This is a genomic window from Streptomyces herbicida (genome assembly GCF_032656585.1).
Taxonomy (GTDB): Bacteria; Actinomycetota; Actinomycetes; order Streptomycetales; family Streptomycetaceae; genus Streptomyces; species Streptomyces herbicida.
Genome location: NZ_JAUYWJ010000023.1, coordinates 109,441 through 129,256, shown reverse-complemented (window position 1 = coordinate 129,256; position 19,816 = coordinate 109,441). Strand labels below are relative to the sequence as shown.

Here is a 19,816-nt window from a genome sequence, read left to right as displayed (position 1 = left end):
CAGGGTCAAGCGCGAACGGCCGGTGCGCCGGACCAGCGCTGACGACGTCCACCCGGTCGCCGTACCCGTGGGCGCGGGCCCGCTGCCCGGCATGGAAACCGGCCCCGGATGCGTTGCACCCTGGGGAAGCACGCGGAGCACACAAGGGGGTGTCACATGCCGGAGCAGGCGCGATGGACGAGAGCGAGGTTGGGGCGCTGCGGACCCCGGCTCGACCTCCTGACGGCCCGCTTCGACAAACACGTCTACGCCCCGCACGCCCACGACGAGTTCACCATCGGCGTCTGCGTCGGCGGCTCCGAGGTGATCGACTACCGCGGCGGCCACATCCGCACCGGTCCGGGCTCCATCGTCGTACTGGCCCCCGGCGAGGTGCACACGGGCGGCCCCGCCACACCCACGGACGGCTACGCCTACCGCGCCCTGTACGCCGACCCCGCCCTGCTGGCCGACGGCATCCTGGGCGGCCTTCCGCACTTCCGTGAACCGCTCGTCGACGACCCCGAACTGGCCGCCGCGTTCCGGGTCGCCCACACCGAACTCGCCCGCTGCCCCGACCCCCTGGAGGCCGAGGCCCGCCTCCCGTGGCTGCTCACGGCCCTGGCCCGCCGTCACTCCACGGCGAGACCGATGTCGGACCGCCTCCCGGGCGCGAACCGCATAGCGCTGACGGTCCGCGACCGCCTGGCCGACGAACTGCTGGAGCCGCCCTCGCTGGCCGCCCTGGCCACCGACCTGGGCCTGTCCCGCTACCAGCTCCTGCGCGCGTTCCGTACGACGATGGGCATGCCTCCCTACGCCTGGCTCGCCCAGTACCGGGTGACCCGGGCCCGCACCCTGCTGGAGTCGGGCCTGCGCCCGGCCGAGGTGGCGCCCCTGGTGGGTTTCGCGGACCAGGCGCACCTCACCCGCTGGTTCCGCCGGGTGCTGGGGGTGACCCCGGCGGCGTACCGCAACAGCGTTCAAGACACCAGGTGGTGAGACGGCGGAAACTCGCCGTATGACTGCACGCGGCTGGTTCCTGTTCTCCCTGATGGGAGTGGTCTGGGGCATCCCCTATCTGATGATCAAGGTGGCGGTGGACGCGGTGTCCCCGTCGATGGTGGTCTTCACACGCTGCGCGCTGGGCGCGCTGCTTCTGCTCCCCTTCGCGCTGCGCCAGGGCGGCCTGACGCGCACCGTCCGTACCCACTGGCGCCCCATGCTGGCCTTCGCGTGCATCGAGATCATGGGTCCCTGGTTCACCCTCACCGACGCCGAACGCCATCTGTCCAGCTCCACGGCGGGTCTGCTGATCGCGGGCGTCCCGATCGTCGGTGTGGTCCTGGCCCGCTTCTTCGGCGAGACGGAACGCCTGGGAATCCGCCGGGTCACCGGCCTGGGCCTCGGCCTCGCCGGCGTCGCGGTGCTCACGATCCCCCACCTCACCGGCGGCGACGCCCGCTCACTGGTCGAGGTGTTCCTGACGGTGCTGGGCTACGCGACGGCACCCCTGATAGCCGCCCGCCGCCTCAAGGACGTCCCGACCCTCCAGCTCACGGCCCCCTGCCTGGCCCTGGCCGCCCTGGTCTACGCCCCCGCGGCCGCCGCCACCTGGCCCTCCGAGGTCCCCTCCGCCCAGGTCCTGGCCGCTCTCGCGGGCCTCGGCGTCATCTGCACCGCGGTCGCCTTCGTGGCCTTCCTCGAACTGATCAAGGAGGCGGGCCCGACCCGGGCGACGGTGATCACGTACGTCAATCCGGCGGTCGCGGTGGCGGCGGGCGCCCTGTTCCTGGACGAGCCGCTGACGGCCGGCATCATCGTGGCCTTCACCCTGATCCTGGCGGGCTCGGTGCTGGCCACGGCCGCGGCGCCGAAGAGTCCGGCGCGCCCGCTAACATGGTCGACACGGCAGACGAGCCGGGCGGACGGCCGCGTGGAGTCCCCTTAGGGGGCTTCCCGAGGAACGTCCGGGCTCCACAGGGCAGGGTGGTGGCTAACGGCCACCTGGGGCGACCCACGGGACAGTGCCACAGAAAGCAAACCGCCCGGCGCTCAGGCGCTGGGTAAGGGTGAAACGGTGGTGTAAGAGACCACCAGTGCCCAGGGTGACCTGGGCAGCTAGGTAAACCCCACCCGGAGCAAGGTCAAAAGGAAACACCCCGGTGTTTCTGCGCGGACGTTCGAGGGCTGCCCGCCCGAGTCCGCGGGTAGACCGCACGAGGCCGACGGCAACGCCGGCCCTAGATGGATGGCCGTCGCCCCGGGCTCCGCGAGGAACCCGGGGAACAGAACCCGGCGTACAGCCCGACTCGTCTGCCTCTATGCCCCTGAACTGGGGTTTCACCCGGGACAAATGATCCCGGTCAGCCGTTCCGACTCCTCTCACAGGCGTTGCTGCGCCTCCGCGTCGTGGGAGCGGCCCGCGTTGTTGATCAGCAGGTCGATCCGGGGGTGGTTCGCGCGCAGGGCCTCGGCCGCCCGGTGGACCGAGGCGAGGGACGCGAGGTCCAGGTGCTGGACCGCGACCCTCGCCCCGGCGGCCGCGGCCGTGATGCGGGCCTCGGCCGCCGCCACCCGGTCCGGGTCCGGCAGGCGAGGACGACCGTGGCGCCGCGCTCCGCCAGCACCCGCGCCGTTTCGAAGCCGAGGCCGCTGTTGGCGCCGGTGATGACGACCGTACGGCCTTGCTGGTCCGGTACGTCGGCCGCGGTCCAGCGCGGGCGGGTCAACCGCAGCCCCCCGCGTGTCCCTGGTCCGCGGCGGCACTCATGACCAGTTCCTGCGGCAGGTGCTGGGCGCGGATGCGGGAGACGAAGGCCGGGAGGCGCTCCACGCCCCAGTACTTGTCGAAACCGTCGATGAAGTACGGCATCCCGAACACGCCGTCACGGTGGATGAGTTCGATGGAGGCCAGGCCCTCGGCGCGGACGGCCGGATCGGTGGCAGCACACCGCCGGGTGCTCATCTGCCTCACCTCGGGCCACACCGACGAGGCCGCGGCCCAGAGCCCCGGTCTGTCCGTCCGCACCTATCGCCGCCATGTCGCCGAGCTGATGCAGGAGCTGGGCGCCGTCTCCCGGTTCCAGGCGGGCGTGCAGGCCGTCGAACTGGGCCTGCTCACACCGGAGGCCAGCGGGGCATGACCGGCTGTTCATACGGCTGTGAACGCCGAAGAAGCGCATCCATCGTCGCCTCCAGATACGCCGGGAACTCCGCGGGCGAGGGCAGCACGTACGGCACGGCGTGGCCGAGCTGGGCGTGCCCCAGATAGAAGCTGTACGCCATCAGCGCGCGCCGTCGTGCCTCGTCCTCGGCGAAGCCCAGTTCGGTGAAGAGCCCGGCCAGATAGCCGATCCGGCGCTCGGTGACCTGTCTCAGCGCGGCGGCCACCTGCGGGTGGTCGGCGCTGGCCAGCAGCGAGACCTCGAGCGGATCGGCGCTGGCCGGCTTGGTGACCTCGGTGAACAGCCGGCGCAGGCGTTGCTCCGGGTCCGGCTCGGTCTCCACCGCCGCGATGATCTCCTCGGTGTCCGCCTCGACCCAGCGGGCGAGCGCGGCCTCGATCAGTGCCTCACGGTTGTCGAAGTGCCAGTAGAAGCTGCCCTTCGTGGCACCGAGCCGGGCCGCGAGCGGCTCGACCGCCACCGCCGAGAGTCCGCCGCCCTCCCCGATGGCGGCGAGCGCGGCATCCGCCCAGTCGCGGGCGCTGAGCCGGGCCTTCCTGGTCTGCCGCTGCTCCGCCTTCTGCCGTTGCACCATGTCCATACGCTACCGTATGGTTGACCATACGCAAGCGTATGGAGGTACGCCATGCTCAAGGACAAGCCCGTGGCCGTGGGGTTTCCCGAAGGCGCCCGGCTGATCAGGACGGCGGTGGACCGGCCCGACTACCAGGACGCGTACGCCATGGAGCTGCTGCCCGGAATGCCGCGCGATCCGGCGGCCTGGACGGGCATCCTGCGGGATGCCTTCCCGATCAAGGCGCAGCAGGACGGCGAGGCTCTCATGGATGTGAGCACGGCCGGTCTGGACGCCTGGGCCTCGATCGTCATCGACGACAAGCACGTCACCCTGTGCAGCTCGGTGAAGACGAACGCATGGCGCTCCCGGCTGTACTGGGGTGTCGTGAAGCGCGTGCACCCCTTCATGGCCCGCGCCATGATGGTCCGCACCCACCGCAAGCTCGCGCTCGCTGCGCAGAAGGCCGCGTAACAGGCCGCGCAGCGCAGGGCTGAGTAACAGGGGTTACGTCGCGGGGGGCTGCGCGGCGGGGGTCCGCGCGGCCGACCCCAGCGACCGCTCCGTCACCCGGGTCAGATGCCGGTTGAAGACCTCGCGCGTGTCCGGCGTCAGTGTGCGCAGGGCGACCAGGGCGGTGATCACGACGTCGCAGAGCTCGCCCTGGACCTCCTCCCACGTGTGGGTGACGCCCTTGCGCGGGTTCTGCCCCGTCGCGCCGATCACCGCCTCGGCGACCTCGCCGACCTCCTCCGACAGCTTCAGCATGCGCAGCAGCATGCCCTCCTGCCCGCCGTGCGGACGGTTCGTCTCCAGCCAGGACCACAGATCGTCGATGGACGCCCAGAGGTCGGGCGGATCGGTGGGTGCCGTCGTGTGCGTGCCCTCATCGGTCATGCGGGCAGCCTGCCATGGGGCGGCTGCCCGGCTGACCCGCTATTCGTCGAACAGCGACTCCTGTTCCCCCTCCTTCTGCTGCCGCACCCGCCTGTTCCGCGTCCCCACCACCACCGCCGTGACCGCCGCCGTCACGCCGAGGGCCGCCGGGACCATCCAGCCGCGGTCGAAGACATGGCCCAGGACATGGTCGAGGGAGAGACGGCCGGGGCCGGTGACGGCCAGGCCGGCCGCGGCCAGACCGAGGGACGCCGCGTACTCGTAACCGCCCTCCGCGGCGAAGAAGCCGTTGGGCACATGGACGGCGGCCGCGCCCGCCATCGCGCCGGCCGCCGCCGCACCCGCGGCCGGTGTGGCCAGGCCCAGCGCCAGCAGGGTGCCGCCACCCGCCTCCGCGAGCCCCGCCGCCATCGCGCTCGCCTTCCCGGGCGAGTAGCCGACGGACTCCATGAACTTGCCGGTCCCCTCGATGCCACCCCCGCCGAACCAGCCGAGGAGCTTTTGCGCGCCGTGGGCGGCGAGCACCCCGCCGGTACCCATTCGGAGCAGCAGCAGGCCCACATCACGTCGGTCGTAACAGGTCACGGTGACTCCCCATCAGAGCAGGCAGACAGCAGGAACAAGGTCCCCTCCGCGTATCCACCGTCGCATCCGGCACACCTGGGCGGCCTGTCCGGGGCGCCGTTCGGGTGGCGGGGCCGGGGGAGCGGTGTGAGCCTGGCTGGCATGACGATTCAGCCAGCCAAACTCAGCGATCCGGCCGTCCGGGCCTTCGTCACCGCCGTCAACGCCCATGACCGCGAGGGCTTCCTGCAGGTCCTCGCCCCCGGCGCGACGATGTCCGACGACGGCTCCGACCGCGACCTCGCCGACTGGATCGACCGGGAGATCTTCTCCACCCACGGTCACATGGAGGTCGACAAGGAGACCCGCGGCGGCCGCGCCCTCGTCGCCCGCTACAGCAACGACACCTGGGGCGAGATGCGCACCAAGTGGAGCTTCACCGTCGAGGACGACGGGCGGATCTCCCGCTTCGAGACCGGGCAGGCCTGACAGAAGGCTCCAGCGCCCCAGCGCCCCAAAGCGCTTGTGTTCGTGGGCACTTCAACTTCTGGCGTCCCTGCCCATGGAGACCAACACCAGGATTCCGGGACGCAGCGGAACCGAAGTGAGCGCGCTCGGCTTCGGCTGCTTGGCGATCGGCGGACGGGGGCCCCTGCACCGCGGACGATGGGGGTACCTCCCTGCTCGAACGAAGTTGAGAGCTTGGGGGAGGCGCTCATCTCCACCAGCTGCACATCTGCGACGCCGATCCCGCCATAGCGGCCGAACTCCGTGACGAGTGCGGAGAGTTCGTCCGTGAGGGGCTCATCCGTGCGTACGCCTGGAGCACCGACGACCCCGAACGCGCCGCCGTCTTCGCGCAGGGTGAGCACTGCAGCACTGCACGGCCGCCCAGCACACCCTGAACGTGGTGCAGGACGCACCGCAACTCCTGGCGCGCTGCGAGGAGTTGGAGCTCGCCGGCATCAACCGCAGTCCCCTCGCCATGGGGCTGCTCGGCGGCAGGCGGCGCAGCGGGCTCGAAGCCGATGACATCCGCAGCTGGCCCCCGGCCTGGCTCCAGGGATTCGGCGACGCCTCCGGTGCCGACCCGGAGTGGCTCGCCCGGGTCGACGCGCTGCGCTCCGTCCTGACCGGCGACGGCCGTACGCCGGCCCAGGGCGCCCTCGCCTGGCTGTGGGCGCGCTCGCGCACCGTGCCGATCCCGGGGTTCCGCTCGGTCGCCCAGGCGGAGCAGAACGCGGGCGCGATCGCGAAGGGGCCGCTCACCGCCGGGCAGCCGGCCGAGGCCGACCGGATACTCGGGAGGTGAGCGGCCCCGACGGGCGCGGGCGGCTCAGTAGGCCTGGCCCCCGTGCTGGACGTACGGCTGCTGCTGGGTGTCGTACGCCCGCTGCTGCGTGCCCTGGGCCTGCCGCGCGTACCGTCCGCCGCCCTGTTCGGTGAGCGTGATCTGTCCGGCCTTGATGGTGGCCAGGCGCGGGGCGCGACGGGCGATCGACGAGTCGTGGGTGACGAGGACGAAGGTGAGGCCGTGCTTCCGCCACAGGCCCTCCAGCAGGGCCATGATGTCGTCGCGGGTGCCCTCGTCGAGGTTGCCGGTGGGCTCGTCGGCCAGCAGCACCTTCGGCTTCTTGACCAGCGCGCGGGCGATGGCGACGCGCTGCTGCTGGCCGCCGGACATCTCGGACGGGACATGACCGAGGCGCTCGCCGAGGCCGACCGAGCGCAGGGCCTCGGCCGCTCGCTCGCGGCGCTCGGCCGGCTTGACGCCGAGGGGGACCAGTGCGGTCTCCACGTTCTCCTGCGCGGTCAGCGTGGGGATGAGGTTGAACGCCTGGAAGATGATGCCGATCTTCTCGGCGCGCAGCCGGGTCAGCTTGGCCTCGCTGATGGTGGCGAGGTCGACGCCGTCCAGCTCGACGCTGCCGGCACAGGGGCGGTCCAGGCCGCCGATCATCTGGAGGAGGGTGGACTTGCCGCCGCCGGTGGGGCCCTGGATGACGAGCTGGTCGCCGTCCTCGATGGTGAGGTCGATGCCGCGCAGCGCCTCCACCGTCTCCTTGCCCCGGGTGTAGCGCTTGGTGACGCCGGTGAGTCTGTACATGGGTGCTCCGTGAATGGCGAAGGCGTGGGTGAAGGGGGGCGGGGCGCCGCGTCCCGGGGGGAGTGGGGGCGGCGCCCCGGGCTCAGTGGGTGTCCCGGCTCGGGGGGTGTGGTGTTCCCTGGCTCAGGGGTGTCACGAGACGCTGCGCAGGGCGTCGGCGGGGCGCATCCGGGACGCGCGCCAGCCGCCCATGGCGCCGGCGACCAGACCGCCGGTGACCGCCAGGCCCACCGCGAGCGCGATGGTGGTCATGGAGACGGGCGCGGCCAGGGCGATCTCCAGCTTGCTCGCGGTCGACTGCCGGCCGGGGCCGCCGCCCGGGCCGCCCATGCCGCCGGGGCCGCCGCCGGTGTTGCCCAGCTGCGCGGTCAGCTTCGGGCTGATCGCGGTGATCGTGTAGGCGGCCGCGAGGCCCAGGGCGATGCCGAGGCCGCCGCCGATCAGGCCGTTGACCAGGGACTCGCCGACGACCTGACGGGTCACCCTGCGCGAGGGCCAACCCAGAGCCTTCAGGGTGCCGAACTCGCGCACCCGGCGGGACACGGCCGAGGAGGTGAGCAGCGCGGCCACCAGGAAGGCCGCTGCCAGCACCGCGATGGACAGCCACTTGCCGACGCCGGCGGCGAGGCTGGAGGCGGTGGACAGCGAACCGGAGACGGTGGACGCCAGGTCGGAGGAGGTGGTGACCGTCGTGCCGGAGATGTTGGCCTGGATCTCCTTCTTCACCGCGGAGATCTGCTGGGAGTCGGTGGCCTTGACGTAGATCGTGGTGACCTTGTTCTTGGCGTCGGCCAGTGTCTGCGCCTGCTTCAGCGGCAGATAGACGTCGGTGGCGGACTCGCTGCTGCTGGGCGTCGCGATGCCGATGACCGTGTACGTGGTGCCGGAGATCTTGAAGGTCGAGCCGACCTTGTACTTCTTCGACTTGGCGTAGGACTTGCCGACCACCGCGACCTTGGCGTCGGTCTGAGAGGCCGTGAACGTCCTGCCCGAGGTGATCTTCGTCGTGGCCAGCGGGCCGAGCTCCTGTTGGGTGACGTCGATGCCGGCCACGGAGTAGCTGTTGACGTTGAAGTTGGCGCCGCCGCCCTGCACCTGCGGCTGGCCGCTGCCGCCGCTGGACCCGCCCGGGCCGCCCTGGGCCTGGCCGCTGCCGCTGGAGTTCTGTGCCTTGCCCTGGGTGAAGGAGCCGTCGACCTTGGTGACGTTCAGGGAGAGGGCGCCGACCGCGCCGGCCACCCCCTTCTGTGCGGAGACCTTGTCGACGAGGGAGGACTTCAGGGCCTGACCGCCCTGTGTCATCACACGGTCGGAGCTCTGTGCGGACTTCGAGCTCGATTTGGCGTCGAACTTGAAGTTCGGGCCCTGCGCGCCACCGGCCTTGGGTGCGGATTGTGCCTTGGTGACCGTCATGTCGGTGCCGAGACCATAGAGCGATTTCAGGACTTTGTCCTGTGCCTGCGTCATACCGGCCGACACCGAGCTGACGGTGATGACCAGCGCGATACCGAGCGCCAGACCCAGTGCGATGACCAGGGCCGCCTTCTTGCGGCGGCCCAGCTCGCGCTTGAGATAGATGCCAAACATCCCGTTCCTCGAAGGTTCTTGGCGCCCGCTGTGGGCGCGGCCACAAGCTAGGGAGGAACCTTTGCGGCGCACTGAGTAAAACGTGTGTCAGAGCTGAGAAAGCGGGCTGTGGAATCAAATTTTCATAAGACAGCAAATTCCTAGCCTGTAGAGGGCCTCCTGCCAGGAAACCGCTGTTGAGTGCGGTGTACGGTCCCGGGATGCGCGATTCTTCTCGGCTCACCCGGCGTGCCGCTCTCGGTCTGACGGCCGCCGCCCTGCCCCTGTCCGCGGCCACCCCCGCCTACGCCACGGCCATCATCGGCGGGGACCGGCTGGCCCGTGACGGAATCCAGGTGCGGGGCGCCGCCGGTCTGCCCAAGAAGCTCACCGCCCGCTCCTGGCTCATCGCCGACGGCGAGAGCGGGGCGGTGCTCGCCTCGTTCAACGCGCACCTGCGTCTCCCGCCCGCGTCCACGCTGAAGATGCTGTTCGCGGACACCGTGCTGGAGAAGTTCGAGCGGACCGAGCGGCACAAGGTCACCGACGCGGACCTGGCCGGGATACCGTCCGGCTCCAGCCTCGTCGGCGTCAAGCCCGGCATCACCTACACCGTCGAGCAGCTCTGGCAGGGTGTGTTCCTGCGTTCCGGCAACGACGCGGTGCATGTGCTGGCCCATATGAACGGCGGGGTCGCGAAGACGGTCGCGGAGATGCAGGCCAAGGCCGAGGACCTGCAGGCCCTGGACACCCATGTGGTCAGCCCCGACGGCTTCGACCACGAGGGACAGCTGTCCTCGGCCTACGACCTGACCCTTTTCGCCCGCCATGGGCTGAAGAACGATGACTTCCGCAGCTATTGCGGCACCAGGACCGCCGACTTCCCGGCGGGCGGCAAGAAGACCTTCCAGATCCAGAACACCGACCGCCTGCTGACGGGGGCCTGGGGCCTCGGCACGTACAAGGGGCTGATCGGTGTGAAGAACGGCTACACCAGCCATGCCGGCAACACCTTCACGGGTGCGGCCAGCCGTGGCGGCCGCACCCTGCTGGTCACCGTGATGCACCCCGCCACCGGCAGCAACGCCGTCTACGAGGAGACCGCCGCGCTGCTCGACTGGGGCTTCGGCGTGGGGAGTTCGGCGCAGTCGGTGGGCACGCTGGTCGAGCCGCTGAGCGAGGGCGGGGCGAAGGTGGGCGCCGCCTCGGAGCCGAAATCGGCCCGGGCCGCCGCGGGCGCGTCCGGCTCGGCGACCGGGCGCCCGTCGACCTGGCGTCTGCTGGAAGGCGGCGCAGGCACGGCGGCGCTGCTGGGGGCCGGGGCGTGGACACTGCGGCGGCGCTGGGTGAGGAAGACCGCGGGGAAGACCAAAGGGAAGCATGCGGGGAAGACGGACACGGAGAGCGCCGGCCGGGGCTGAGAAGCCGGCCTACGCGGCAGCCGTTCCACCCACCGGTGCGCACCCCGCGGTCCCACGCGAGGTCCACCCCCAACCCGGTCCGGTGGAACGGCTGCCGCCTCCCCCCTCGGTGTGGTCGGCGGAACCTGGATGGTCCAAGTGTGAAGTTCTTGTGGAGGAAGTTGAGCATAAGCCCGCTACCGGCCGCAATACCGCGGATGTTCAAATTCCGCTTGTGCAGGTTGGGGAGTTGACGGAGCGTGGGGGCGCTCAGCCCCGTCCCACGTAGGGCATCGCCGTCGCCAGAACCGTCGCGAACTGCACATTCGCCTCGAGCGGCAGCTCGGCCATGTGCCGCACGGTGCGTGCCACGTCGGCCACGTCCATCACCGGTTCCGGTGCCATCTCGCCGTTCGCCTGCAGCGCGCCCGTCTGCATCCGCGCCGTCATGGCGGTGGAGGCGTTGCCGATGTCGATCTGCCCGACGGCGATGCCGTACGGCCGCCCGTCCAGCGACAGCGACTTGGTGAGGCCGGTCAGTGCGTGCTTGGTCGCGGTGTAGGCGGCCGAGTGAGGTCGGGGCGTATGGGCGGAGACCGAGCCGTTGTTGATGATCCTGCCGCCCTGGGGCTTCTGCTCCTTCATCTGCCGGTACGCCGCCTGCGCGCACAGGAACGCCCCGTTGAGGTTGGTGTCCACCACGTGCCGCCAGGCCTCGAAGGGCAGATCCTCCACGGGCACCCCGCCGGGTCCGAAGGTGCCCGCGTTGTTGAAGAGCAGGTCGACCCGCCCGAACCGGTCGCGCACGGCGGCGAAGAGGGCCGTGACGTCGTCGGGGTTCGCGACATCGGTGCGTACGGCGAGCGACTCGCCGTCGGGCACCAGTGCCGCCGTCCCCGCCAGCTTCTCCGTGCGCCGCCCGGCCAGTGCCACCGACCAGCCGGCGTGCATCAGTTCCGCGGCGACCGCGCGCCCGATACCGGATCCGGCACCGGTCACCACCGCGATCCTCGATTCCTTGTCAGTCATGGCACCGCAGCGTAGGCGCCGCGTCCGCGATGCGGAATCACTTGTCCGCCATACGGTTGCCGCGCGACGCGGCCTCGGGTGGCGTCGGCGTACCGCCGACGACGGAGCAGTGCACCGGGGCGAGAGCCCCGCTCTCCCAGGAGAGCAGCGCTCTCCGCGCCGCCCCTCGCTCATGTGACCCTCGGCACTGCGTACGAGCTGAGAGCATGGGTGCCGATTCAATCGAAACGATTGACGAGGCCGAAAACGGCGAGCCCGCAAAACGGCGAGGCCGACAAGGGGAGGGACGACACATGCCCGAGCACGCGGCGGCGTCGACACCGGACACGGAGCAGCAGTCCCCACCCCGGAACCCGTCCACCCGCTCGGCCCGCGGAACCGGCCTTGTCGTCACCCTCATCCTGGGCGGCCTCACCGCCACGCCCCCGCTCGCGATGGACATGTACCTCCCGTCCCTGCCGGAGGTCACCCGCTCGCTGCACGCACCCGCCGCGACCGTCCAGCTCACCCTCACCGCCTGCCTCGCCGGAATGGCGCTCGGGCAGCTGGTGGTCGGCCCGATGAGCGACCGCTGGGGCCGCAGACGCCCGCTCCTCGCCGGCCTCGCCGTCTACCTCGTCGCCACCGCCCTGTGCGCGGTGGCGCCCACCGTCGAGTCCCTGGTCGCCCTCCGGCTGGCCCAGGGCCTCGCGGGCGCGGCCGGGATCGTCATCGCGCGGGCCGTCGTACGCGACCTCTACGACGGCGTGGCCATGGCCCGCTTCTTCTCCACCCTGATGCTGATATCCGGGACCGCCCCGATCGTCGCTCCCCTGATGGGCGGGCAGATCCTGCGGGTCACGGACTGGCGGGGCGTCTTCGTGGTCCTCACCGTGGTCGGCGCCGTGCTCGCCACGCTCGTCTGGCTCCGGCTCCCCGAGACCCTGCCGCCCGCCGAACGCCACGAGGGCGGGGGCGGCGAGGCCCTGCGCGCGATGCGCGGTCTGCTCTCCGACCTCCCCTTCACCGGCTACATGCTCGCCGGCGGCTTCGCCTTCGCCGCGCTGTTCGCCTACATCTCCGCCTCGCCCTTCGTCATCCAGGAGATCTACGGCGCCTCCCCGCAGACCTTCAGCCTGCTGTTCGGCCTCAACTCGGTCGGCCTGGTGATCGCCGGGCAGATCAACGGCAAGGTGCTGGTCGGCCGGGTGCGCCTGGACAAGGTGCTGGCCGTCGGCCTGACCGTGATCGTCCTCGCCGCGGCCGCCCTGCTGCTCATGTCCACCGGCGCCTTGGGCAAGGTGGGCCTGGTCCCCGTCGCCGCCGCGCTCTTCGTCCTCATGTCCGCGATGGGCATCACCCTCCCCAACGCCCAGTCCCTCGCCCTGCTGCGCACCCGGCACGCCGCCGGCTCCGCCTCCGCACTGCTCGGCACCTCCTCCTTCCTCGTCGGTGCCGTCGCCTCCCCGCTCGTCGGAGTCGCCGGGGAGCACACCGCCGTACCGATGGCCCTGGTCCAACTGGCCGGAGCACTGGTGGCCCTGGCCTGCTTCGTGGGAATGTGCCGTCCCTGGATCACACCTGCGGACGCGGAGGCCGGGGATTCCCCCGGTGCGAGCGAAACCGAAAGCCCGGGGGAGGAGAACTGAGCGCACCGAGACTCCGCGTCGACACACCGGAGCGGGCCGGGCTCGACGCCGAGGAACTGCACCACCTCGTCCGCGAGGTCCACGACCTGACCACCGGCGACCACCCCTGGGCGCCCGGCGTCGTCGTGGTGGCCGGACGCGGGCCGGTCATCGCCGTGGAGGAGGCCGCGGGGTGGGCCGTGCGGTACGTGTCGTACGACCCGGAGACCGAGCAGGGCGTCGAACTGGCGCCCGAAGCCCGCGTTCCGATGACCGTCGACACCCCCTTCGACCTGGCCTCCCTCACCAAGCTGTTCACCTCCGTCGCCGCCGTGCAGCAGATCGAGCGGGGCACGCTCGGCATAGACGCGCGGGTCGGCGCCTATCTGCCCGAGTACCGCGGGGCCGCCGCGCACGGCATCACCGTCCGGCAGCTGCTCACCCACACCTCCGGGCTGCGCCCCGAGCTCCCGCTGTACGACTGCCCGGACGACGCGGCCCGCCTGGCCATGCTGCGGGCCGAGGCGCCGACGGGCGAACCGGGCACATACCTCTACTCGGACCTGAACATGCTGCTGCTCCAGGCCGTGCTGGAGCGGATCACCGGCCGCACCCTCGACGTGCTCGTGCAGGAGGGGATCAGCCGGCCGCTCGGCATGACGGCGACCGACTTCGGGCCGTGCCGGGGCGCCGCGGCGACCGAGGACCAGCGGTGGCCGTGGGCCAAGGCGGACCGGGGGATGCTGCGGGGCGTGGTCCACGACGAGAACGCGTGGGCGCTGGGTGGGGTGGCGGGCCACGCGGGCCTGTTCTCGACGGGGCGCGATCTGGCCGTCTTCTGCCGGGCGTTGCTGGCGGGCGGCGCATACGGCCCCGCGCGCATCCTCGGCCCCGACTTCGTGGAGCTCCTGCTCACCCCGCCGGGGCTGGGCTTCGCCGTCGACCAGCCGTGGTTCATGGGGGAGCTGTCGGGGCGGGGAGCGGCGGGCCACACGGGCTTCACGGGGACCTCGCTGGTCCTGGACCCGGCCACGGACACGTTCCTGGTGCTGCTGGCCAACACGGTGCATCCCCGCAGGCGGCCGCCGGACAGCGGGCCGAGGGCGAGGGCGGCGACTCATCTGGCCAGGGCGGTGTATCTCAGCCCGTCCGGGGGTCCCCCCTGGCCGTAGAGCTCGGGGGAGTCCGAGGACGAGGCCGTTCACGCCGAAGCGGGGGTCCGGGGGCGCAGCCCCCTGGCCTCGGGCCGCGCCGACACCGAGTACGTAGAATCGCCGGGTGAACAACGCCCTACCCCCGGCGGAAGCCCTCCGTGCCGCCCTCGCCGGGCTGCTCGACGGGCTCCCGCCCAAGCAGGCCGCCGGTGCCGTGGAGCGGCTGATCGCCAACTACCGGGGTCAGACCCCGACCGACGCGCCCATCCTCCGGGACCGCGCGGACGTCGCCGCGTACGCCGCGTACCGGATGCCCGCCACCTTCGAGGCGGTGCGCGCGGCGCTGGAGGCGTTCGCGGAGGCCGTGCCCGGCTGGGCGCCCGGCAGCCATGTCGACGCCGGGGGCGGGACCGGCGCGGCGACCTGGGCCGTCAGCGCGACCTGGGACGGGGTCCGGCCGGTGACCGTGCTGGACTGGGCCGAGCCCGCGCTGGCCCTCGGCCGGGAGATCGCCGCCGCCAACCCGGCGCTGCGGGACGCCACATGGCAGCGCTCTCGCATCGGAGCGGCGCTCACCATCGAGAGCACCGATCTCGTCACCGTCTCCTACGTCCTCAACGAACTCTCCGCGGCCGACCGCGCCGCCCTCGTCGACGCCGCCGCTGCCGCCGCGCAGGCCGTCGTGATCGTCGAGGCCGGCACACCCGCCGGCTACGCCCGCGTCATCGAGGCCCGCGACCGGCTCATCGACGCCGGATTCCAGGTCGGCGCCCCCTGCCCGCACAGCGCCGCCTGCCCCATCGTCCCCGGCGAGGACTGGTGCCACTTCTCGGCCCGGGTCAGCCGCTCCTCCCTGCACCGCCAGGTCAAGGGCGGCTCACTGCCGTACGAGGACGAGAAGTTCAGCTACGTCGCCGCCGCCCGCTTCCCGGTCGCCCCGGCCGCCGCCCGCGTGGTGCGGCGCCCGCAGATCCGCAAGGGCCAGGTGCTCCTCGATCTGTGCGAGGCCGAGGAGCAGCTGCGCCGCGAGACGGTCACCAAACGCCACGGCGACCTGTACAAGGCGGCCCGGGACGCGGACTGGGGCGACCCCTGGCCGCCGCACGAGGTCGACACCTCACGCCCGTAGCTCCTGCGTGCAGCACTTCACGCTGCCGCCGCCCTTGAGGAGTTCGCTCAGGTCCACGCCGACCGGCTCGAAGCCGCGCTCCCGCAGCGGTCCGAACAGCCCGGCCGCCGCCTGCGGCAGCACCACGCGCAGACCGTCCGACACGGCGTTCAGCCCGAACGCGGCCGCGTCCTCGTCCCCGGCGGTCAGCGCGTCCGGGAACAGCCGCCGCAGCACTTCCCGGCTGCCCGGCGAGAAGGCGGGCGGGTAGTACATGACCTCGTCCCGCGCGTCGTCGAGGACGGCCAGGGCGGTGTCCAGGTGGTAGTAGCGGGGATCGACCAGCTCCAGACCGATCACCGGGCGGCCGAGGAACTCCTGTGCCTCGCCGTGCGACAGAGGGCTCGCCCGGAAGCCGCGCCCGGCCAGCACACAGGAGGCGGTGACGGCGAAGTCGCCCTCGCCCTCGTTGACGTGGACGGGCTCATGGAGGTGCGTGAAACCGTGCGCGCGATACCAGTCCAGATGCGCGGCGGCCTCGTCCGCCCGCTCCCGGTGGGCGAACCGCGCGCCCAGCACGCGCCCGTCCACCACGGTGGCGCCGTTGGCCGCGAACACCATGTCGGGCAGCCCCGGGACCGGGGTGAGCTCCTCGACGGTGTGGCCGAGTGCGCGGTAGAGGTCACGCAGCTGTTCCCACTGGGCGACCGCGAGGGGTGTGTCTACGGGCTTGCGCGGGTCCATCCACGGGTTGATGGAGTACGTGACCTCGAAGTGCCTGGGTGAGCACATCAGATAGCGCCGGGGTGTGGCGCTGCGGGAAAGGGCCAAGGTGGGCTCCTCCGGTACCGCAGGGGTCGTTGGTGCCCATGGTGCGGTTCCGGCGGGCCGGGCGCGTGTGCCGAACGGGTTGTCTTCCTGGTCAGCCCCGACCCATGGTCAACAAGGCCCCCCGACGCCACCCGGCGCAGCGAGGGGGGCGAAGGCGGACGTCCTCCTCGAGGCCTTCCTGGACCTCGGCGAGCAGGCGGCGCGGGCCGCGGGGCAGGAGCCGTACGAGATCCCGGACACCGGCGACCTCGCGGCCGATCTCAAGGCCGTCCTGCGCGCCACCGTCGACGAACTGCTCGACCCCCGCTTCGAGGCGCCCTCCCGCGCCCTGGCCGCCGCGGGCGTGGTCGACGAGCAGCTCGGCCGCGAGTTCGTCGGCAAGCTCCTCGAACCCCGGCTCCAGCTGTACGTCGACCGGCTGCGCTGCGCACAGACCCAGGGGCAGGTACGACCCGACGTGGACCCGCGCATCGCCCTGGAACTGTTCGTCTCGCCCCTCGCCCAGCGCCGGCTGCAGCGCACGGACCGATCTCGTACGGCTACACCGACACCCTGGTCGACTACGCGCTGGGTGGACTCGCCCCGCGCTGACCGAAAATCGCAGGTCGGAAGCCCGGCATGTCCAGACAAGGCACCCCGGAGCACGGGAAGGTGCGAGCATAGGGCATGCTGTCCGCACCACAGCGAGGCGAGGGGATAGATGAGCGCTACGTTCGGCGGCCGCACCGGCCGGCAGGGCAAACTCTCCCAGTGGCTGCGCGGACGCCGCCCGCAGGAGGCGGCCGACGACGGCCGTGAGGCCCTGCTGCTCGCCGCCGCCGGAGCGGGACTGCCCCTCGCGCCCGCCGCGCACCCCGCGCCCGGCTACCGCTGTTCCTGCGACCGCGTCGGCTGTCCCACCCCCGCCCGGCACCCGGTGTCGTTCGCCTGGCAGACGCAGTCCACCACCGACCGCGCCCAGATCGAGCGCTGGGCCCGGCATCAGCCGCAGGCCAACTTCATCACCGCGACCGGCATGGTGCACGACGTCCTCGACGTCCCCCTGGAGGCCGGCCGCCAGGCGCTGGAGCGGCTGCTCGGCGCCGGGGTCGAGGTCGGGCCGGTCGCCGAGAGCGACGACGGCCGCCTGCTGTTCTTCACCCTCACCCGCGGCACTCCCGAGGACGAGGACGAGTGGTGGCCGTGCGAACTGGACTGCCACCCCGAGACGATGGACGAGCACCCGGGGCTGCGCTGGCACTGCCGGGGCTCCTACGTGCTCGTACCGCCCGCCCGGCTGCCCGGTGACGACGACCAGAAGGTGCGCTGGGTACGCGGCCCGGAGCACGCGCTGCCCGACCCGCTCAGCCTTCTCGAGGTGCTCACCGACGCCTGCGCCCGGCACGCCGGCGAGGAACCCGGCCACGCGGCGGCGGCCTGGCCCCTGCGCCACTGAGGGCGCGTCCGGCTACTCGCCCTGCGCCGCCGTCAGCCCCTGGATGCGGCCCAGCATCGACACCTTGCCGTCGCCCGAGCCCGTCTTCGGGTCCAGGACGACCTCGTTGGAGACGAACTCCAGCGTCAACGACTGCTTGACCTCGCCCTTCGTCAGGGCCTGCACGTCCTTGTTCGGGGCGGGGACGGACGTGCCCGCGGCGGCGGTCTCCTTCTCGTAGTGGTGCGTGGTGAAGAACACCAGCGCCCCGCCGTCCTTCGTGCGCAGCGCAAGCGGCGCGTAGTCGCCGTCCGTGCGCGGCTCGTCGATGTACTGCGTGGCCAGACCCGGCTTGCGGGCCTCCTTGGCGCGCGTCTTGCGCCAGCCGCTGGTGTGCTCGCCGTCCGCGAAGACGCTGCCGCCGCTCTTCAGGTACGTCGCGTACTGCCCGCTCAGGTCCTGAGGGCGGACGGCCAGTTCGGCCGCGGTCGCCGGTACGGCCTCGGCCCAGCCGTCCTTGTCCGTCTTGAACCGGGGCACGCTGTCCGGGGCGAGGAGCGTCAGATACGCCACCTGGAAGGGCTCGGACAGGCTGTCGCGGGTGAAGACGAACAGCCAGCGGGCGCTGCCGCCCTTGTTGGCGGCGGTGTCGGCGACGAACCAGCGGGGCCAGCCCGCCTTCTTGGGGATGGTGAACTTCGCGTCCGACAGCTTCAGCGGCACGTGCGCCGTGTTGCCGCCGGGGTTGTTCGCATGGCCGGCCTTCAGCCGGGCGCTGTCGATGTCGCCGAGGGCGCCGGTGACGTAGTCCGCGTCCAGGGAGCTGTCGAACGCCTGGTCGGCCCGGTTGTAGGCGTCCGTGAACCGCGCCAGCGCCTTCGCGGCCTCGGCCTTGGTGGTGGCGGGGATCACCTCGCGCTCCCCGTGCACCACCACGCACCCGCTCGCCGTCAGCGACACAGCGGCCAGCGAGGCCGCTATGAGTGCGTTCCGGTCACGCCTACGAAGCCTTCGAGGGCTGCGATCCCTGCTCATTGCTGCCTTCACCTTCCCCTTCCCGGAGCCGAACCCTACCCGGGCGGGGCGGCGGACGGGTGCCGGGTTCCGTTACTGGGCGCGCGATGAGGCCCGTTGGGGCGGGGAGGACCGCAGCTGGGCGCCGTGTTGCGCGGGCGGAATGGCGGCGGGGTCGCGCGGCCCCGTGGTCCGTGCGACCCCGTCGCCGTTCTCTGGTGCTGCCTTGTCAGACCTTGTCGTGGACGGCCGGTGGCGTCGGCGGCTGTGGTCCTTTGCGGGCGGGGAGGCCGGTCGGGGCGGGGAAGGCCGCCGGCGTCGGCATCGGGTGCAGCAGCCACACGGTGGCCCGGCCCGGGTGGGTTGGGGTTGGTCGGCCTGGGCGGGGCGGCGGACGGGTGCCGGGTTCCGTTACTGGGCGCGCGATGAGGCCCGTTGGGGCGGGGAGGACCGCAGCTGGGCGCCGTGTTGCGCGGGCGGAATGGCGGCGGGGTCGCGCGGCCCCGTGGTCCGTGCGACCCCGTCGTCGTTCTCTGGTGCTGCCTTGTCAGACCTTGTCGTGGACGGCCGGTGGCGTCGGCTGTGGGCTCTTGCGGGTGAGGAGGCCTGCCGGGGCGAAGAAGACGGCCAGTGTCGGGATCAGGTACAGCAGCCATACCGTGACCTGGACGACGGTCGGGTCGGGCTGGAAGTTGAACACGCCCTTGAGGAGCGTGCCGTACCAGCTGTCCGGCTCGATGGTGTCGCTGATGTCGAAGGCCAGGTTCCGGATGCCGGGGATCCAGTTGGCCTCCTGCAGGTCGTGGAAGCCGTAGGCCAGCACGCCCGCGGCGACGACGACCAGCATGCCGCCGGTCCAGGTGAAGAACTTGGCGAGGTTGATCTTCAGCGCGCCACGGTAGAACAGCCAGCCCAGCAGGACGGCGGTGAGCAGGCCGAGGGCCACACCGACCAGCGGGCGCGGGGTGCCGTCGCTGGCCGCGTGCACCGACGCCCACACGAACAGCGCGGTCTCCAGACCCTCCCGGCCGACGGCGAGGAACGCGGTGGCGACCAGCGCACCCGTGCCCATCGCCAGGGCCGCGTCCAGCTTGCCGTGCAGCTCCGTCTTCAGATGCCGGGCGGTGCGCCGCATCCAGAAGACCATCCAGGTCACCAGGCCCACCGCGACGACGGACAGCGACCCGCCGAGCGCCTCCTGCGCCTCGAACGTCAGCTCCTGCGAGCCGAATTCGAGGGCGCAGCCGAAGCCCATGGCGATGGCGACGGCCGTGCCGATGCCGATCCAGATGGGCTTGAGGGCGTCCTTGCGGTCCGTCTTGACCAGGTAGGCGATGAGAATGCAGACGACGAGCGACGCCTCAAGACCCTCGCGCAGGCCGATCAGATAGTTGGAGAACACGGG

The 19,816-nt window shown here is 71.9% G+C and carries 19 protein-coding genes, 1 other RNA gene and 4 pseudogenes; 13 read left to right on the top strand and 11 right to left on the bottom strand.

Going from position 1 to position 19,816, the window contains the following annotated elements:
* The first annotated feature begins 156 nt into the window (after nucleotides 1–156).
* From Q8A52_RS37755 to rnpB, 3 genes and pseudogenes are all read left to right on the top strand, one after another.
* Nucleotides 157–981 carry an AraC family transcriptional regulator gene (locus tag Q8A52_RS37755; RefSeq protein ID WP_316760080.1) on the top strand — a complete coding sequence of 275 codons (825 nt, stop codon included), beginning with the start codon at nucleotides 157–159 and terminating at the stop codon, nucleotides 979–981.
* A gap of 19 nt (nucleotides 982–1,000) precedes the next feature.
* A pseudogene (locus Q8A52_RS49290) lies at nucleotides 1,001–1,780 on the top strand (DMT family transporter); the annotation flags it as partial.
* A gap of 115 nt (nucleotides 1,781–1,895) precedes the next feature.
* An RNA gene (gene rnpB, locus Q8A52_RS37740) (RNase P RNA component class A) lies at nucleotides 1,896–2,298 on the top strand.
* Between the two features lie 102 nt (nucleotides 2,299–2,400).
* Here rnpB and Q8A52_RS49285 read toward each other — a convergent pair.
* Together Q8A52_RS49285 and Q8A52_RS37725 are read right to left on the bottom strand one after the other, a co-directional pair.
* Nucleotides 2,401–2,711 (bottom strand): annotated as a pseudogene (locus tag Q8A52_RS49285) (SDR family NAD(P)-dependent oxidoreductase); the annotation flags it as partial.
* Nucleotides 2,708–2,947: a thioredoxin domain-containing protein gene (locus tag Q8A52_RS37725; RefSeq protein WP_316760071.1), complete on the bottom strand. Its 240-nt coding sequence runs from the start codon at nucleotides 2,945–2,947 to the stop codon at nucleotides 2,708–2,710. The pseudogene Q8A52_RS49285 and the gene Q8A52_RS37725, both read right to left, overlap by 4 nt.
* Here Q8A52_RS37725 and Q8A52_RS37720 point away from each other — a divergent pair.
* Entirely contained in the window at nucleotides 2,922–3,125 is a 204-nt protein-coding gene (locus tag Q8A52_RS37720; protein ID WP_408649323.1) for a helix-turn-helix domain-containing protein, read from the top strand. The genes Q8A52_RS37725 and Q8A52_RS37720 overlap by 26 nt on opposite strands.
* Here the strand turns inward: Q8A52_RS37720 and Q8A52_RS37715 are convergent.
* Entirely contained in the window at nucleotides 3,100–3,741 is a 642-nt protein-coding gene (locus tag Q8A52_RS37715; RefSeq protein ID WP_316760069.1) for a TetR/AcrR family transcriptional regulator, read from the bottom strand. The two genes, Q8A52_RS37720 and Q8A52_RS37715, sit on opposite strands and share 26 nt — an antisense overlap.
* A 51-nt stretch (nucleotides 3,742–3,792) precedes the next feature.
* Here Q8A52_RS37715 and Q8A52_RS37710 point away from each other — a divergent pair, with 51 nt between their 5' ends.
* Nucleotides 3,793–4,194 (top strand): DUF2867 domain-containing protein, encoded by a 402-nt coding sequence (locus Q8A52_RS37710; RefSeq protein WP_316760067.1) that lies wholly within the window; start codon nucleotides 3,793–3,795, stop codon nucleotides 4,192–4,194.
* 33 nt (nucleotides 4,195–4,227) lie between these two features.
* On the opposite strand, the gene Q8A52_RS37705 is transcribed toward Q8A52_RS37710, so the two are convergent.
* Both Q8A52_RS37705 and Q8A52_RS37700 read right to left on the bottom strand, forming a co-directional pair.
* Nucleotides 4,228–4,617, bottom strand: coding sequence for a MazG-like family protein (locus Q8A52_RS37705; protein WP_316760065.1), 390 nt, complete (start codon nucleotides 4,615–4,617; stop codon nucleotides 4,228–4,230).
* Between the two features lie 39 nt (nucleotides 4,618–4,656).
* Complete coding sequence (locus Q8A52_RS37700; RefSeq protein ID WP_316760063.1) at nucleotides 4,657–5,202, bottom strand: DoxX family membrane protein; 546 nt, start codon at nucleotides 5,200–5,202, stop codon at nucleotides 4,657–4,659.
* 141 nt (nucleotides 5,203–5,343) lie between these two features.
* Here Q8A52_RS37700 and Q8A52_RS37695 point away from each other — a divergent pair, with 141 nt between their 5' ends.
* Complete coding sequence (locus tag Q8A52_RS37695; protein ID WP_316760060.1) at nucleotides 5,344–5,670, top strand: nuclear transport factor 2 family protein; 327 nt, start codon at nucleotides 5,344–5,346, stop codon at nucleotides 5,668–5,670.
* A gap of 230 nt (nucleotides 5,671–5,900) precedes the next feature.
* Nucleotides 5,901–6,493, top strand: a pseudogene (locus Q8A52_RS37690) (aldo/keto reductase); the annotation flags it as partial.
* Nucleotides 6,494–6,517: 24 nt separating this feature from the next.
* Here Q8A52_RS37690 and Q8A52_RS37685 read toward each other — a convergent pair.
* Nucleotides 6,518–7,288, bottom strand: coding sequence for an ABC transporter ATP-binding protein (locus Q8A52_RS37685; protein WP_316760057.1), 771 nt, complete (start codon nucleotides 7,286–7,288; stop codon nucleotides 6,518–6,520).
* A 132-nt stretch (nucleotides 7,289–7,420) separates the two neighbouring features.
* Nucleotides 7,421–8,875 carry an ABC transporter permease gene (locus Q8A52_RS37680; RefSeq protein WP_316760054.1) on the bottom strand — a complete coding sequence of 485 codons (1,455 nt, stop codon included), beginning with the start codon at nucleotides 8,873–8,875 and terminating at the stop codon, nucleotides 7,421–7,423.
* 200 nt (nucleotides 8,876–9,075) lie between these two features.
* Here Q8A52_RS37680 and Q8A52_RS37675 point away from each other — a divergent pair, with 200 nt between their 5' ends.
* Nucleotides 9,076–10,275: a D-alanyl-D-alanine carboxypeptidase family protein gene (locus Q8A52_RS37675; protein ID WP_316760051.1), complete on the top strand. Its 1,200-nt coding sequence runs from the start codon at nucleotides 9,076–9,078 to the stop codon at nucleotides 10,273–10,275.
* 249 nt (nucleotides 10,276–10,524) lie between these two features.
* Here Q8A52_RS37675 and Q8A52_RS37670 read toward each other — a convergent pair whose 3' ends face one another.
* Nucleotides 10,525–11,283 carry an SDR family oxidoreductase gene (locus tag Q8A52_RS37670; protein WP_316760050.1) on the bottom strand — a complete coding sequence of 253 codons (759 nt, stop codon included), beginning with the start codon at nucleotides 11,281–11,283 and terminating at the stop codon, nucleotides 10,525–10,527.
* Between the two features lie 293 nt (nucleotides 11,284–11,576).
* Here Q8A52_RS37670 and Q8A52_RS37665 point away from each other — a divergent pair, with 293 nt between their 5' ends.
* From Q8A52_RS37665 to Q8A52_RS37655, 3 genes are all read left to right on the top strand, one after another.
* Nucleotides 11,577–12,911 (top strand): multidrug effflux MFS transporter, encoded by a 1,335-nt coding sequence (locus Q8A52_RS37665; protein ID WP_316760048.1) that lies wholly within the window; start codon nucleotides 11,577–11,579, stop codon nucleotides 12,909–12,911.
* Nucleotides 12,824–14,062 carry a serine hydrolase domain-containing protein gene (locus Q8A52_RS37660; RefSeq protein ID WP_408649322.1) on the top strand — a complete coding sequence of 413 codons (1,239 nt, stop codon included), beginning with the start codon at nucleotides 12,824–12,826 and terminating at the stop codon, nucleotides 14,060–14,062. The genes Q8A52_RS37665 and Q8A52_RS37660 overlap by 88 nt, the downstream gene beginning before the upstream one ends.
* Before the next feature lie 106 nt (nucleotides 14,063–14,168).
* A complete protein-coding gene (locus tag Q8A52_RS37655; protein WP_316760046.1) occupies nucleotides 14,169–15,173 on the top strand; it encodes a small ribosomal subunit Rsm22 family protein in 1,005 nt (334 codons plus the stop codon).
* On the opposite strand, the gene ddaH is transcribed toward Q8A52_RS37655, so the two are convergent.
* Nucleotides 15,162–15,983, bottom strand: a complete 822-nt coding sequence (gene ddaH / locus Q8A52_RS37650) for a dimethylargininase (RefSeq protein WP_408649321.1) — start codon at nucleotides 15,981–15,983, stop codon at nucleotides 15,162–15,164. The genes Q8A52_RS37655 and ddaH overlap by 12 nt on opposite strands.
* 148 nt (nucleotides 15,984–16,131) lie before the next feature.
* Between ddaH and Q8A52_RS37645 the strand changes: the two are divergent.
* Both Q8A52_RS37645 and Q8A52_RS37640 read left to right on the top strand, forming a co-directional pair.
* Nucleotides 16,132–16,574, top strand: a pseudogene (locus Q8A52_RS37645) (TetR-like C-terminal domain-containing protein); the annotation flags it as partial.
* A 109-nt stretch (nucleotides 16,575–16,683) separates the two neighbouring features.
* Nucleotides 16,684–17,418, top strand: a complete 735-nt coding sequence (locus tag Q8A52_RS37640) for a bifunctional DNA primase/polymerase (protein WP_316760043.1) — start codon at nucleotides 16,684–16,686, stop codon at nucleotides 17,416–17,418.
* Nucleotides 17,419–17,430: 12 nt separating this feature from the next.
* On the opposite strand, the gene Q8A52_RS37635 is transcribed toward Q8A52_RS37640, so the two are convergent.
* Together Q8A52_RS37635 and efeU are read right to left on the bottom strand one after the other, a co-directional pair.
* Nucleotides 17,431–18,432 (bottom strand): hypothetical protein, encoded by a 1,002-nt coding sequence (locus Q8A52_RS37635; protein ID WP_316760040.1) that lies wholly within the window; start codon nucleotides 18,430–18,432, stop codon nucleotides 17,431–17,433.
* A gap of 526 nt (nucleotides 18,433–18,958) precedes the next feature.
* Complete coding sequence (gene efeU, locus Q8A52_RS37630; protein ID WP_316760037.1) at nucleotides 18,959–19,813, bottom strand: iron uptake transporter permease EfeU; 855 nt, start codon at nucleotides 19,811–19,813, stop codon at nucleotides 18,959–18,961.
* Nucleotides 19,814–19,816 lie beyond the last annotated feature (3 nt).